Below are 13,984 nucleotides of genomic sequence, written 5' to 3'. Positions count from 1 at the left end.
GTATATGCGCGATGTCTACGCGACGACCTTCCGTAATGCCGTCACCAGCGCCGACACCACCTCGTTCTGCTCCGCCTGCCGTCGCCACATGATGCCCACGGGCGGCAAGTCCCAGCTCAGCGTATAAGGCAGCACCGCCGCGCCGCCGCCATCGACGAGTTCCGCCGCGACGGACTTGGGGACGATCGTGATCGTCGACGGCTGGCTGCGGAGCAGGGTCGCGGTGGTCTTGATCGAGTAGGTCTCCACCGTCGGCAGCGGCGGCGCGACGCCCGCCGTGGCGAACATCGTGTTGATCGTGCGGCGGACCGGCGTATGCGGCGGCGGCAGAATCCAGTCGAGCGCCGCCAGCCGGTGCCAGTCCAGCGCCCCGCGTGCGAGCCGTTCCGCCGCGCCGGCCGGGACCACGAGGACCGGTTCCTCGCGGTAGAGCGGCGCCTGCACGATATCCTCGCCGGGCACATAGAACGACCGCACGATCACGCAATCGAGCTCGTGCAGCCGCAGCGCGTTGACGAGTTCGTCGGTCGTGCCCTCGCGCACCAGTACCGACAGCCTCGGCTGCTGATCGAGCCCATACGCACACGCGGCATCGAGCACGGGCCGCGACACGTATGGAATGACCCCTAGCCGCAACCGCCCGCGCAGTCCCGCCTCGATCGCCGTGAGCTCGCGCCCGAGCGCCTCCGCTTCCGCGAGCGACACGCGCGCGTGCGCCAGCACGGCGCTGCCCGTGGCCGTCGGTTCCAGCCCGCGCCGGGTGCGCTCGAACAGCGGCGTCATGAAGATGTCCTCGATCTCGCGCAGTGCCTTGGTGACCGCCGGTTGCGAAAGATCGAGTTCGGCCGCCACCCGCGATACGGAGCGCTGCCGCTCCAGCGCGAGCAGCAGCGGCAGATGCCGCAGTCTGAGCCGGGAGACGACGTTGTGCAGCAACTGGTCGGAGGTATGGGGTGCGGAACGGGGCGGCATAACCAAATAGTAATACCACAATAAGAAGATCGCACGAACAGGTTATTCGCTAGTCCTATACTCGAGACATTCATACAGAAACATCTCGCCCATGTTCACTACCCGCCCGGAAATCGTCGGAACCTTCGGTGTGGCCGCGTCCACGCACTGGCTGGCCACGCAGACCGCCATGGGCGTGCTCGAGCGCGGCGGCAATGCGTTCGACGCCGCCGTCGCGGCGGGTTTCGTGCTGCAGGTGGTGGAGCCGCATCTGAACGGCCCGGGTGGCGAGGTGCCCATCCTGTTCTGGAGCGAACGCGACCGCGCCGTGCGTTCGGTCTGCGGCCAGGGCCCGGCGCCCGCCCTCGCGGACCCGGATGCCATGCGCGCCATGGGCCTCGAGATGATGCCCGGCATCGGGCTGATGCCCGCCACCGTGCCGGGCGCATTCGGCGCCTGGATGACGATGCTGCGCGACCACGGTACGTGGACCGTCGCGCAGGTGCTCGAGCCTGTGATCGGCTACGCGCGCAACGGCTTCCCGCTCGTGCCGCGCATCTCGCAGGCCATTCTCGCCGTGCAGTCGCTGTTCCGCGACGAGTGGCATAGCTCGGCCGAGACGTGGCTGCCCGACGGCAAGGTGCCGCGCCCCGGCAGCCTCCACACGCTGCCCGTGCTCGCGGGCACCTACACGCGCATCGTCGAAACCGCCATGGGCGCGGCCGACACGCGCGAAGCGCAGATCGACGCGGCCATGGACTGCTGGTATCGCGGCTTCGTCGCCCAGGAAATCGATACGTATTGCCGCACCACGCCGGTGCGCGACACGACGGGCGAGCGCCACAAGGGCCTGCTCCGCTACGACGATATGGCTGCCTTCGCGCCGACCGTCGAAGCGCCGGCCACGATGGACTTCGGCCGCTACACGGTGGCCAAGTGCGGCATCTGGAGCCAGGGCCCCGTGTTCCTCCAGCAGCTCGGCATGCTTCGCCATGCGGGACTGGAAGCCCATCCGCCGACCTCGCTCGAGTTCGTGCACCGTGTGGCGGAAGCCGCCAAGCTCGCGATGGCGGACCGCCTTGCGTGGTATGGCGACCCCGACTTCGTCCCCTCGCAACTGGCCGCGCTGCTGGACCCCGCATACCTCGCCGCGCGCGCGGCGCGCATCGGCATCCACGCCGCGACGGCCATCGACGCCGGCACGCTGCTCAACGGCCTTGCGCCGCGCCTGCCGGACCTCGGCGTGGCCGAGCGCACGCTGGCCACGGCCGACGTGCGCTTTGGCATCGGCGAGCCGACCTTCGCCTCGCTGCCCCCGGTGAGCGAATGGGCCGAACGCGAACTGTTCGTCGGCGACACCTGCCATATCGACGTGATCGACCGCCACGGCAATATGGTCGCGGCCACGCCGTCGGGCGGCTGGCTGTCGTCGAGCCCGACCATTCCGTCGCTCGGCTTCGCCCTGAATACGCGCCTGCAGATGACGTGGCTCGAGCCGGGCCTGCCCAATTCGCTGGCGCCGGGCAAGCGGCCGTGCACCACGCTGTCGCCGTCGCTCGCGCTGCGCGACGGCGAGCCGTACATGGTGTTCGGCACGCCCGGTGGCGATCAGCAGGATCAGTGGTCGCTGGCATTCTTCCTGCGCCATGCCGTGCATGGCATGAATCTGCAGGAAGCGATCGACGCGCCGGCCTGGCATATCGACCATTTCCCGGGCTCGTTCTGGCCGCGCCAGACCGTGCTCAACCGCCTGAGCGTGGAAGGCCGGCTGCCGGCGGAAACCATCGCCGGCCTGCGCGAGCGCGGGCACGAGGTGCGGGTGGGCGACGACTGGTCAGAGGGCCGCATGTCGGCCGCCACGCGCGAGCGTGACGCCCGGGGACGATTGGTGCTGCGCGCGGGTGCGAATGCGCGCGGCATGCAGGGATACGCGGTCGGCCGGTGAGCCGGACGCGCGAAGCACATAACGACAACAAGAGACAACTCAGAGAAAACCCGCGGCAATCCGTCGATACAAGCAAGGCGTGCCGCAACACGACAGGGAGTTGAAACATGAGGTCCGTAGTCAAGAGCCTGCTGCGCGGTATGGCCGCGATGGCAATGTGCATGGCCACCGCCGCGGGTGCGGCCGATGCGTATCCGACCAAGCCGATCACGCTGATCGTGCCCTGGGCAGCGGGTGGGTCCACGGACATCCTCGCGCGCGTGCTGTCGGAACACCTGACGAAGTCGCTGGGCCAGCCCGTGATCGTCGACAACCGGCCGGGCGCGTCGGGCAATATCGGCTCGGCATTCGTGGCGCGCGCGCAGCCGGACGGCTACACGCTGCTGGTGGGCTCGATGAGCACGCACGCGATGAACCCCGCGCTGATGCCCAAGATGCCGTTCAAGGGCGTGGAAGACTTCACGCCGCTGGGTCTGCTGGCCTACGTGACCAACACGATGGTCGTGCATCCGTCGGTGCCGGTGAAGAGCGTGAAGGAGCTGATCGACTACGCCAAGGCACATCCGGGCAAGATTGCGTACGCCTCGGCCGGATCGGGTTCGACCAACCACCTGAGCGCCGTGCTGTTCGCGAAGATGGCCGGCATCGAGATGCTGCACGTGCCGTACAAGGGCGGCGCGCCGGCGGTGGTCGACCTCGTGGCGGGCCAGACCCAGCTGCTGTTCTCGGCCGGCACGCAGACGCTGCCGCACGTGAACGCGGGCAAGCTGCGCCTGCTGGCGGTAACGGAAGCCAAGCGCTCGCCGCTGCTGCCGAATGTGCCGACGGTGGCCGAGACGCTGCCCGGCTATGAGCTGTCGGTCTGGTACGGCGCGTTCGGCCCCAAGGGCATGAACCCCGATCTGGTCAAGCGCCTGAACGCCGAGATCAACAAGGTGATGACGCTGCCGGAAGTCAAGGCGCAGATGGACAAGATTGGCGTGGAGACGGCGACGTCGACGCCGCAGGAGTTCGGCAAGATCCTGCGCCGCGACGCGGACCGCTACGGCAAGCTGATCCGCGAGCTGGGTATTCAGGCGGAATGATGGCCGGCCGCATGATGGGCGTCGATACGTACGTCAGTGACGCCGCGGACGGCCGCGACGATAGCGACGAGCTGGTCCTGCTCACCATCGGTCAGGTCGGCCGGCTGTGCGAGGCGTTGCGGGGCGCCGCCAGCCCGGCCGACGTGTTCGACACGGTGGGCAGGGCCACGCTTGCGCTCCTCGGGCCCGGCCTGCTGACCATCAACGCCTGGCATGCCGAGGCCGCGACGATCGAACGGCTCTGGTCCTCGGACCCGGCCGCCTACCCCGTCGGCGGCACCAAGGCCAAGGGCGATACGCCGTGGACGCGGCAGTTGCTGCAGCGCGGCGAAGTGTTCGTGGGCGAGGGCGATGAAGCGCTGTCGGCGGTATTCGACGATATCGCCCTGATTCGCGAGCTCGGGCTGCGCGGCGTGGTCAATGTGCCGCTATGCCACGGCGGCCGCGTGGTCGGGACGTTCAATTACCTGGCGGACGTCGAAGGCTGGCGCGCCGCGCAGGTGGCCATGCTGCAATGGCTTGGCCAGCTGGCGCTGCCCGGCGTACTCGGGCTGAAAGACCGATAACCCTGTCCGGTTCCGATCCTCCAGATTCCCCTAGTGTGGCGCGATTGCAAAAATCAACCACGGAACGGTCATTTCTGACAAAATCCGCTCCTTGGGCCTAAAGCTATCAGAATGCCCAGCCGTTAATACGCCGAGTCCGAGTCTGCACGGCGTGGTTTGCCCTGCGATGACGGGGCCTTTCCGAATGGGGGAATAGGGATATGACGAAGTTCATGGGTCGATCGGAGGCCGTATCGGGCTTTGCCGTCGCGATGCTGCTGGCGGCGGGTCAGACGGCATTCGCGCAGGGCGTCGCTGCCCAGAACAAGGATCCATCGGCACAACAATCGGCGCAACAATCTGCACAACAACCGGTCGTGGTCGCCGTGGATGCCAGCAGCGCCGGCACCGCTCAGGAACTGCAGCAGCGCATCGGCGGCGGTACCGTCGCGGCGCTGCGCAAGACCGCCAACGGCAGCTACGAAGCGCAGCTGCTGTTCGATCGCCAGCTCGGCAAGTACTACGTCGCGCTGCTCCAGCAGCAGAACTACTGGCGCGTGATTCGCACCGGCGACGAGGTGCGCGCCAACGCCAACTACGCGATGTTCGTGCGCCAGACGGAGCGGCTCGCGGACGTGGAAATGCAGCGTGCGCGCGTGGAAACGCAAAAGACGCAGGTCGTGCAGAAGCTGGTTGCCGCGCGCGAGGTGGAGCGGCGCCTCGAGGCCGATATCGGGGTTGCGCAGGAGCAGGCCCGGCTTGCGGCCGAACGCGGCCAGGAAGAACGCAGCCTGGTGCAGGACCTGCAGGCACAGCAGGATGCCGCGCAGGCCGAGCTCAAGGAAACGATGAGCCGTATCGCGCGCCTGCAGCAGCAGGAAAAGGCCAGCGGCACGGTGACGCGCACGCGGTGATCCGCCTCGGCTTGCCGAGGAAGCATCGCCAACGAAGCATCGCCAAAGAAGCATGGCCAAAAAACGCCGGACCCCTGGGTCCGGCGTTTTTTTCTTTGCGCATCTCAGCGGATAAAGCAGGCCGGCACGTGCTCGGTCAGCCAGTTGCCGTCGGCATCCTGATAGAAACGAAATCCCTGGTCGTGCATGCGCAACGCATGCACCGTCAGCACGACGCCCTGTCCGTAACGCTGTCCCACCACGGCCGCACGATGCGGATCCTGCGCAAGATGGACATGGCGGCGTGACCCCGGCAGCAATCCCTGCGCGAGAATCGATGGAATAAATCGGTTGGCGGTGCCGTGAAACAGCATGTGCGGCGGCATGGCGGGCTTTGAATCGTCAGGAATCATTGCGTGTGCTGTCCGTCTGGAAAATATCGACGATGGTACAGACGCGCCGCGCGTTCATTTCAATCCAGATCAATTGGCGACCATATTCGACGAATCGTGGTCGGTAAATTGCTTGAGTCGAGCGCTCCCTTCCTACCCGTGCACGCGGGGCCGACGTTTAAACGCTTGTATCTGGATTCGATGTAAATCTGTCCTGCATTTATTTCATTTTGCAGCGGAATATCCTTTTTCAAGGAGGCGGTCATGCTTACCGTAATCCGGCAGTTTTCGTGTCTCGTTCTCGGTGCCTGCGTGTTGTGGCTGGCCGGTTGCGGAGGGGGCGGCGACGGCGGCGCCGCCGGTACGCCGGGCGGCCCGGCCGATCCCGGTTCGCCCGGCGGTGGCGGTACCGGCACGCTCGCGGTGTCGGTGTCGGGGTTGCCCACCGGCACCCCGGCCAATGTGTCCGTGACGGGGCCGGGCGGATTCACTCGCGCGCTGACGGCCTCGGCCACACTGACGGGGCTGGCGGCGGGCACCTATACGGTTGCGAGCGACAACGTGCTCAACGGGACCTCGCTCTATAGCGCGGCGCAGCCGAGCCAGACGGCGAGCGTGGGCGCCGGGGCATCGCCGTCGGTGACCGTGGCCTATGGTGCGCCGCAGACATTCCGCCTTGCGCTGACGACCGTGGCGTCGGGCCTGACGTCGCCGATCTTTCTGACCGCGCCGGCCAACGATCCGCGGCTGTTCGTGGTCGAGCGGGCGGGGCGCATCCGCATCCTGCCGAACGGTACGGCGCCGGCTACGCCGCTGGCCACGCCGTTCCTCGATATCTCGGCGCTGACCACGACCGATGGCGAGCGCGGCCTGCTGTCGATGGCGTTCGATCCCGACTATGCAACAAACGGCCGCTTCTACGTCTACTACACGGCCGCCGACGGGGCGATTACCGTGGCGCGCTATCAGGTCTCGACCGGCAACGCCAATGTGGCCAATGGCGCGGGCACGGTCCTGCTGTCGATTCCGCATCCGGGCCAGTCGAACCACAACGGCGGGCAGCTTGCATTCGGTCCCGACGGCATGCTGTACCTGGCGACCGGCGACGGCGGCGGGTCGAACGATCCCGCCGGCAATGCGCAGAACACCGCATCGCTGCTGGGCAAGGTCATTCGCATCGACGTGCGCGGCACCGGCTATGCGGTGCCGCCCGACAATCCGTTTGCCAATGGTGCGGGCGGCCGTGCCGAGATCTGGGCGCGCGGATTGCGCAATCCGTGGCGGTTCTCGTTCGATACCGACGGGCTGCTGTATATCGCGGATGTGGGCGAGGGGGCGCGCGAGGAAGTCAACGTGCAGCCCGCGACGGCCGGCGGTCTCAACTATGGGTGGGATCGCATCGAGGGCACCGCGTGCGTGGGGGCCGCGACGTGCGACACCACCGGGCTGACGCCGCCCGCGTTCGAGTACAGCCATGCGGATGGCGGGTGCGCGATCCTTGGCGGCTATGTGTATCGGGGCAGTGCGGTGCCCGAGTTGCGGGGGCGCTATTTCTACACCGATCTGTGCACGGGACGGTTGCAGAGCTTTGCCTATCGCGACGGGGTGGTGACGGAGTCGGTGGACTGGTCGCTGCCGCTGCCCGGGACCGTGTTCTCTTTCGGGGCCGATGCGGCGCGCGAACTTTATGTGCTGAGCAATGGACAGGTGCTGCGCGTGGCGCGCGGGAGCTGATGCGGCGGTGATGTACACCGCGCTACGACTTTGGGATTGTTGACTTTTGACCTGTCGGCGCCAATGCTTCGATGACTTCGTTGAACGGAGGATCGACATGACGCAGCAATTCCGGATCACGCGCGAGACGCCCGCGTACTGGCGCGTGACGATCGACAATCCGCCGTTCAATATCTATGGGCCCGATTCGATGCCGCAGTTGAACGCGGTGGTCACCGAGATCGAGAACGATCCGAACCTCAAGGTGGTCGTGTTCGACAGCGCGGTGCCGGGCTTCTTCCTCACGCATTACGATTTCAAGCCGCCGCTCGAGGCCACCACGCGCATGCCGCCGGGGCCCACGGGGTTACCGCCGTTGCCCGATATGCTCGTGCGGTTGTCCCGCTCTGCCGTCGTGTCGATCGTGTCGATTCGCGGGCGGGCGACGGGTGTGGGCAGCGAGCTGGCGCTGGCCGCCGATATGCGGTTTGCCAGCCGCGAGAAGGCCGTGCTGTCGCAGTTCGAGATCGGTGCCGGTTTCGTTCCCGGCGGCGGGCCGATGGCGCGGTTGCCGCGGTTGATGGGACGCGGCCGCGCGCTGGAGATTCTATTGAGCGGCAACGATATCGATGGCGATGTCGCGGAGCGCTATGGGTATGTCAATCGATCGCTGCCGGACGCGGAGCTCGATGCGTTCGTCGATGCGCTCGCGCGCCGCATCTCCACATTCGACAAGCAGTCCATCGGGCAGATCAAGCGGCTCGTCGACCACGCGAGCCTGCCGCCGGACGACGATATCGGGGCCGAATGGGAGGCGTTTATCGCTTCGGTGCAGCGGCCCGCGGCGCAGCACCATATCGGCAAGCTCATGGAGCTGGGTCTGCAGCAGACGCCCGATGTGGAAATCCACCTCGCCCGTTACACGGGGCAGGTGAATCTGCCTGACGGCAAGTAGCGTTCACTCGGTCGTGCTGGCGTTCCAGAATGCCTGCGTGACCGCGCTCGACGCCGCCAGTTCGGCGACGATCCGGTCGAGCGTGTCGCCGTCGACGGACGTGGCGGCCAGCCTGGCTTCGATCTGCACGTCCTGCTCGCCAAACGCTTCCACCTCGAGGTCGCTGGCCGGATGGCCGATGGCTTCGAGCGCGTCCTCGAGCAGGCGCATGACTTCCTTCTGCCGCGCGCGGGAGGCGATGACGTGGATCGAATGCGCGACTTCCACCGCGGGCGTGTCGAGCGGCTGACGGTTGATACGGTCGGCCATCGGGCGCAGGAGGGTGTTGGCCGCGAGGATGAACGCGCAGCCGACCGCCGCTTCCAGAATCAGGTCGGCGCCCGCGCAGGCCCCCACGGCCGCCGAGCACCATAGCGTGGCCGCGGTATTGAGGCCACGCACGTTGCCTTCCTCGCGCATGATCACGCCGGCGCCCAGGAAACCGATGCCCGACACCACGTAGGCAATCACGCGCACCGCACCGTCATGGCCCGCGATATGGTTCGCCAGATCCACGAATATCGCCGCGCCGAGCGCCACCAGCACATTGGTCCGCAATCCCGCCGTGCGCTGGCGGTACTGCCGCTCGTACCCGATGACGGCACCCAGCACGAACGCCGAGGCGAGGCTGATGGCAGTGTCCAGCAGGGATTGCGGGTTGACGTTCTGGAAGGCTTCGAGGGACATGGGCGGGTGCTGTGCGGAGCCGGGATTGGGCCGCATTGTGGCACAGCACGATGACAGTCCCTCACCCGAAGGCGAGGGCCGGGCTACAGGCTCAGGCCGCCCACTTGTCCACGTCCAGCACTGCCTGCGCAAACGCGGCCGGCGCTTCCTGCGGCAGGTTGTGCCCCACGCCGCCGCCGATGTCCCGATGCTCGTACTTGCCCGTGTACTTGCTGCGATAGGCGCTGGGCGCCGGATGCGGCGCGCCGTTGGCGTCGCCCTCCATCGTGATCGACGGCACGCCGATCGTTGGCCCCGCGGCCAGCTTCTTCTCGATATCGTCGTACTTGGCCTCGCCCTCGGCCAGGCCCATGCGCCAGCGGTAGTTGTGGATCGTGATCGCGACGTGATCGCGGTTGTCGAACGCCGCGGCGCTGCGGTTGAACGTCGCGTCGTCGAACTTCCACTTCGGCGAGGCCAGTTGCCAGATCAGCTTGGCGAACTGGTGCGTGTACTTTTCATAGCCGAGGCGGCCGCGATCGGTCGCGAAGTAGAACTGGTACCACCATTGCAGTTCGGCTTCCGGCGGCAGCGGCTGCTTGCCCGCGGCCTGGCTGCCGATCAGGTAGCCGCTCACGGCCACGAGGCCGCGGCAACGCTCGGGCCACAGCGCGGCGAGGATGTCCGCGGTGCGGCCGCCCCAGTCATAGCCGGCCACGACGGCCGTCTTGATCTTGAGCGCATCCAGCAGGGCGATCGCATCGACGGCGATGGCCGCGGGCTCGCCATTGCGGGGCGTGTCGGCGGACAGGAACGTCGTGGTGCCGAAGCCGCGCAGGAACGGCATGATCACGCGATACCCGCGCGCGGCCAGCAGCGGGGCGACGTCGGCAAAGCTGTAGATGTCGTACGGCCAGCCATGCAGCAGCAGCGCCACCGGACCGTCGGCCGGACCGGCTTCGGCATAGCCGACGTTGAGGGCACCCGCCTGGATCTGCTTGATCGGCCCCAGCGACGTATGCGTGCCCGGCGTGGTCGGCGCCACGGGCGCGGCCTTCGGGAGCGCGCTCTGCGCCTGGGCGGCCTGCATCAGGCCAAACTGCGCGGCCGCCAGCGACAGCGCCGCGGTACCCAGAAAGCCTCGGCGAGGCAGGTCGATCTTGTCCGTCATGTTTTTCTCCAGTTGTGCCTGATGGGGTGTGCCGCAGTGGGCGATCGCATGAAACTGAACTGGAGTCTGGCGGCCGATCGCAAGCGGCATGTGTCAAATCCCGGCCGATTTGTATCGCCGTGTATTAGCCGATTCGCCACACATATGACGATACACACGCCCCCCGAACTCCGTACGGGAGGCGGGCGCGCGGGCTTTGGCCTGAAAGTTGCTTGAAAGAAATCACGCCGCGCGGGGGGCCGCCCGGCGCACCAACTTTGCGCTTTCACTGGGGTCAGCCATGAAGCCACATATCCAGCATTCCGCCCGCAACTATCGCGGGCCATGTCATGAGCACGGCGTTCGCTACAAGGCAGCGCTGCTGACGGTCGTCTGTGCGACCGGCGTCCTGTACGCCGCGTTGTCGTGGTGGACGGCCGTGTAGCCTAGCGCCGACAGCGAGTGGCACCGCGCGATCGCTAACGGGTATCATGGCGATCGTCGCGGCATGGGTGGATCGTGCCGAATCAGAAGAAGAGCAAATGGCACCGTCTATCGCGGGTATCGACCCCAACGAACTCGAGTCTGTCCGGCCGTACCTGCTGCGTTTTGCGCGGCTGCAGCTGCGTGACGACACGCTGGCAGAGGACACGGTGTCGGAGACCATCCTCGCCGCGCTCGAGCATCCCGAGCGGTTCGCCGGCCAGTCCGCGCTGCGGACATACCTGGTCGGCATTCTCAAGCACAAGATCGTGGACCTGCTGCGCAGCGGCAAGCGCGAGGTGCGCATTGCGCTGGCGTCCGGCGAGGACGGCGAGTCCCAGTCCGAAGACGATGCGTTCGATGCGTTGTTCTCGCGCAATGGCCACTACCAGCATCCGCCGTCGGACTGGGGCGATCCGGACCGGACGTTCGAGCGGCGCGAGTTTTTCGAGATCCTGCAGGTCTGCGTGGACAAGCTGCCCGCCAAGGCCGGCCGCATTTTCATGATGCGGGAGTGGCTGGAACTCGAAACCGAAGAAATCTGTCAGGATTTGAAGATCAGCGCGACCAACGCATGGGTGATGCTGTATCGCGCCCGCATGCGTCTGCGTGAATGCCTCGAACTGAACTGGTTCGGGGAGCGCGGCGCGTCACGCTGACAGGACTCACATGCCAGATTCGCCGGACTTTCCGCACGGCCCCCGCAAACGCCTGCTCCCGAAATGCGAGGAGGTGCACTTCCTGACCATGAAGGGGATGGACCAGCCGCTCTCGTGGGTGGAGCGTGCCCGCGTGCGCATGCATCTGGCCATCTGCGATGCGTGCACGAACTTCAACGGGCAGATGCGGCTGATGCGCAGGGCCATGCGCAAGCTCGGCCAGCAGGAGCCGGCCGAGCGCGACGGCGATTGAAGGCCGCCGTCCGGGACTCAGCGCCGGCGGCGCAGCGCGTCGAGGCTCAGGCGCCCGCCACCGGCCGTCAGCGGCACCAGCAGGAGCATGCCCCAGTAGAGGTGGCTCTGGATCGCCGCGGGACATTCGAACGTCCACAACTCCGGATACGAGATCACGGCCATCAGGTTCACCGCGAAGAGGCCCAGCGCGGCCGGACGCGAGAACAATCCCACGAATAGCAGCAGCGGAAACGCGAGTTCGCCGAACGTCCCGAACACCGCCGCGACATCGGGCGGCAGCAGCGGCACGTGGTACTCGTCGTGGAAGAGGGCGAGCGTCGAGCCCCAGTCCATGAGCTTGAGCTTGCCCGAGGCAAAGAACTGCCAGCCGACGTACACGCGAATGCCAAGCAGCAGCAGGGACAATCCCCAGTCGCCGAGCCATTGCTCCACATACTGGCGGGTGCGCTGCAGGGTGCCGGCCTGCGAACCGTCGTTCGGCGAGGGTTGGGTCATCGTGTTCATGTCTGGATCCTTTCAGGACGCGCGGCGCAGCATGCCGGCATGAAGCCAGCGCGAAAGTGCTGCCGCGGGATGGAATTGACGGTCGAGGCTGGCGGCACGCTGCAATAGCGCGCCGAGCGGCATGGGGCTGTCGACGTGGGTCGATATCAGCGAGGCCAGTGCAACCGCCTCTGCCGCGGAAGCGGGCAGGACGTTCACGCGCCAGTCCGGGCGCACGACGATGCCCGCGCTTGCGACGTGCGGGTCTTCGGGCAATGCGGGGCCGTCGGGCTGATGGGCGCGCCAGATCGAGACCGCATCCCATGGCGAGGTGAACGGCCGCGTGCATGACGTGAGTGCAACGGGCATGGCCGCGACGGTGTCCGGCGACAGCGACGCGATGTCGTCGACGGTCAGCGGCGTTTCGTCCGGCGCGTAATACGCGGCGTGGCACTGCCATTCGAGCCGCGCGACGTCCGGTATGTACGGATATGGCGCGACGGGATCGAACGTTCGCAGGAAGTCGCCGAACGCGCCGCCATAGCGATGCAGATCCGGATCCTGCGACGGATGGGCTTGCCGGTACACGTCGCTCAGCGCTTCGAAGAACTCGTCGCCGAGCAGCGCGCGTACGACCGGGTACGCATTGCCGAGCACGGACAGCGCGGTGGCCTGCTGGTTGCCGCGGTAGTAGCGCATCCGGCTACGTACCGCATCCGCGTCGCCATCGAAGATCGCGAGGCAGGCGGACGCGGTTTCCGTGTCGAGCCGGGGCGCGACGATCGCCTGCGCGAACATCTGCTGCAAGGCGTCAGGCGATGGCATGGCCAGTCTCCTTTGCGATGCGCGGATCGACAGCATGGGGACGCATCGCATGCCAGGCGTGATCGATCGCACGGCGCCGCTCTTCCAGCAGGACGTCGAGCGGCGGCACGTCGGTGTCCCATTCGATGAGCGTCGGAATGGCCACGCCTTCGCCGCAGCAGAGCTTGCGCAGGGCGGCTTCGTACAGCGCCCAGACTGGTTCCGCCACGGGCGCGCCATGGTGGTCGATGAGCACGCGTCCGGTAGCGTCGTCGCCGGCGGCGAGATGCCCCGCCACATGGATCTCGCCGATCGTGCCGGCGGGCAGGTCCGCAAGATCGTCGAGCGCGCATTGGGCGTCCTCCGCGTGATTGAACTGATTCACGTAGAGGTTGTTGATATCGAGCAGGATGCCGCAGCCCGTACGCCGCGCCAGCGCTGCCAGAAATTCGGTTTCGCGCATCTGGTCGTCGCGATAGCGCAGGAACGTGGAGACGTTCTCGACGAGAATCCGCCGACGCAGCCGCGACTGCATGCGGTCCACGCGATTCGCCATCAGCGCGAGCGCGTCTTCCGTCAGCGGCAATGGCAGCAGGTCGTTGAACTGATGCCGTGCGACACGGTTCCAGCACAGGTGCTCGGAAACGAGCGCCGGTTCCACGCGCTCGACGAGCGCGGCAATGCGTTCCAGATGCGGCGTGAAGTGATCGTCGCCGGCGGAGCCGAGCCCCAGCCCCACGCCATGGAGGCTCAGCGGATAGTCGGACCGCAGGGTTTCCAGGACGCGGATGTCCCGTCCGCCCGCGCCAAGATAGTTCTCGGTATGTACCTCGAACCAGTCGACGCGATCGGCATCGTGGCGCCGGGCCAGCACTTCGGCATAGAGCGAAGTGCGCAGCCCGATGCCGAAGCCGAGATCGCCGGGCGCGACGGGAAGGTGCGATAGGACGCGCGAGGTCATGATGA

Annotated in this window: 16 protein-coding genes; 9 read left to right on the top strand and 7 right to left on the bottom strand. The window is 66.9% G+C overall.

Annotated elements, in window-relative coordinates; all coding sequences use genetic code 11:
- Positions 1–15: 15 nt before the first annotated feature.
- Complete coding sequence (locus AAHB16_RS09970; RefSeq protein WP_150374952.1) at positions 16–972, bottom strand: LysR family transcriptional regulator; 957 nt, start codon at positions 970–972, stop codon at positions 16–18.
- 91 nt (positions 973–1,063) lie between these two features.
- Here AAHB16_RS09970 and AAHB16_RS09965 point away from each other — a divergent pair, with 91 nt between their 5' ends.
- The 4 genes from AAHB16_RS09965 (at position 1,064) to AAHB16_RS09950 (ending at position 5,440) form a co-directional block, all read left to right on the top strand.
- Positions 1,064–2,896: a gamma-glutamyltransferase family protein gene (locus AAHB16_RS09965; protein ID WP_342050756.1), complete on the top strand. Its 1,833-nt coding sequence runs from the start codon at positions 1,064–1,066 to the stop codon at positions 2,894–2,896.
- Between the two features lie 107 nt (positions 2,897–3,003).
- Positions 3,004–3,981, top strand: coding sequence for a Bug family tripartite tricarboxylate transporter substrate binding protein (locus AAHB16_RS09960; RefSeq protein WP_150374950.1), 978 nt, complete (start codon positions 3,004–3,006; stop codon positions 3,979–3,981).
- Positions 3,978–4,547, top strand: coding sequence for a GAF domain-containing protein (locus AAHB16_RS09955; protein ID WP_223851757.1), 570 nt, complete (start codon positions 3,978–3,980; stop codon positions 4,545–4,547). Before AAHB16_RS09960 ends, AAHB16_RS09955 begins: the two co-directional genes overlap by 4 nt.
- Before the next feature lie 200 nt (positions 4,548–4,747).
- The gene (locus AAHB16_RS09950; RefSeq protein WP_150374949.1) at positions 4,748–5,440 is read left to right on the top strand and encodes a DUF2968 domain-containing protein; all 693 of its coding nucleotides are present in this window, start codon (positions 4,748–4,750) and stop codon (positions 5,438–5,440) included.
- Between the two features lie 104 nt (positions 5,441–5,544).
- Here the strand turns inward: AAHB16_RS09950 and AAHB16_RS09945 are convergent, their stop codons facing one another.
- The gene (locus AAHB16_RS09945) at positions 5,545–5,832 is read right to left on the bottom strand and encodes an RNA 2'-phosphotransferase (protein WP_150374948.1); all 288 of its coding nucleotides are present in this window, start codon (positions 5,830–5,832) and stop codon (positions 5,545–5,547) included.
- A gap of 243 nt (positions 5,833–6,075) precedes the next feature.
- On the opposite strand from AAHB16_RS09945, the gene AAHB16_RS09940 reads away from it, so the two are divergent.
- Both AAHB16_RS09940 and AAHB16_RS09935 read left to right on the top strand, forming a co-directional pair.
- Positions 6,076–7,545: a PQQ-dependent sugar dehydrogenase gene (locus tag AAHB16_RS09940; protein ID WP_342050755.1), complete on the top strand. Its 1,470-nt coding sequence runs from the start codon at positions 6,076–6,078 to the stop codon at positions 7,543–7,545.
- A 97-nt stretch (positions 7,546–7,642) separates the two neighbouring features.
- Positions 7,643–8,479: an enoyl-CoA hydratase/isomerase family protein gene (locus AAHB16_RS09935; RefSeq protein WP_150374946.1), complete on the top strand. Its 837-nt coding sequence runs from the start codon at positions 7,643–7,645 to the stop codon at positions 8,477–8,479.
- A 3-nt stretch (positions 8,480–8,482) separates the two neighbouring features.
- Here the strand turns inward: AAHB16_RS09935 and AAHB16_RS09930 are convergent, their stop codons facing one another.
- Both AAHB16_RS09930 and AAHB16_RS09925 read right to left on the bottom strand, forming a co-directional pair.
- Positions 8,483–9,205, bottom strand: a complete 723-nt coding sequence (locus AAHB16_RS09930) for an MgtC/SapB family protein (protein ID WP_150374945.1) — start codon at positions 9,203–9,205, stop codon at positions 8,483–8,485.
- 91 nt (positions 9,206–9,296) lie between these two features.
- Entirely contained in the window at positions 9,297–10,355 is a 1,059-nt protein-coding gene (locus AAHB16_RS09925; RefSeq protein WP_150374944.1) for an alpha/beta fold hydrolase, read from the bottom strand.
- A gap of 280 nt (positions 10,356–10,635) precedes the next feature.
- Between AAHB16_RS09925 and AAHB16_RS09920 the strand changes: the two genes are divergently transcribed.
- From AAHB16_RS09920 to AAHB16_RS09910, 3 genes are all read left to right on the top strand, one after another.
- Positions 10,636–10,779 (top strand): hypothetical protein, encoded by a 144-nt coding sequence (locus AAHB16_RS09920; protein ID WP_191002384.1) that lies wholly within the window; start codon positions 10,636–10,638, stop codon positions 10,777–10,779.
- 97 nt (positions 10,780–10,876) lie between these two features.
- On the top strand, positions 10,877–11,476 hold the full coding sequence (locus tag AAHB16_RS09915) for a sigma-70 family RNA polymerase sigma factor (protein WP_150374943.1): 600 nt from the start codon (positions 10,877–10,879) through the stop codon (positions 11,474–11,476).
- Positions 11,477–11,486: 10 nt separating this feature from the next.
- On the top strand, positions 11,487–11,729 hold the full coding sequence (locus AAHB16_RS09910) for a zf-HC2 domain-containing protein (protein ID WP_150374942.1): 243 nt from the start codon (positions 11,487–11,489) through the stop codon (positions 11,727–11,729).
- Between the two features lie 17 nt (positions 11,730–11,746).
- On the opposite strand, the gene AAHB16_RS09905 is transcribed toward AAHB16_RS09910, so the two are convergent.
- From AAHB16_RS09905 to bufB, 3 genes are read right to left on the bottom strand one after another with little or no spacing between them, the layout of a single operon-like run.
- The gene (locus AAHB16_RS09905; RefSeq protein WP_223851756.1) at positions 11,747–12,235 is read right to left on the bottom strand and encodes a DoxX family protein; all 489 of its coding nucleotides are present in this window, start codon (positions 12,233–12,235) and stop codon (positions 11,747–11,749) included.
- A 12-nt stretch (positions 12,236–12,247) separates the two neighbouring features.
- On the bottom strand, positions 12,248–13,039 hold the full coding sequence (locus AAHB16_RS09900; RefSeq protein WP_191002383.1) for an HvfC/BufC N-terminal domain-containing protein: 792 nt from the start codon (positions 13,037–13,039) through the stop codon (positions 12,248–12,250).
- The gene (gene bufB / locus AAHB16_RS09895) at positions 13,026–13,979 is read right to left on the bottom strand and encodes an MNIO family bufferin maturase (protein ID WP_342050754.1); all 954 of its coding nucleotides are present in this window, start codon (positions 13,977–13,979) and stop codon (positions 13,026–13,028) included. The genes AAHB16_RS09900 and bufB overlap by 14 nt, the downstream gene beginning before the upstream one ends.
- Positions 13,980–13,984: the final 5 nt, after the last annotated feature.

Source organism: Cupriavidus sp. OTU4054 (genome assembly GCF_038440175.1).
Classification (GTDB): Bacteria; Pseudomonadota; Gammaproteobacteria; order Burkholderiales; family Burkholderiaceae; genus Cupriavidus; species Cupriavidus pauculus_D.
This window is presented reverse-complemented; position numbering and strand designations above follow the sequence as displayed.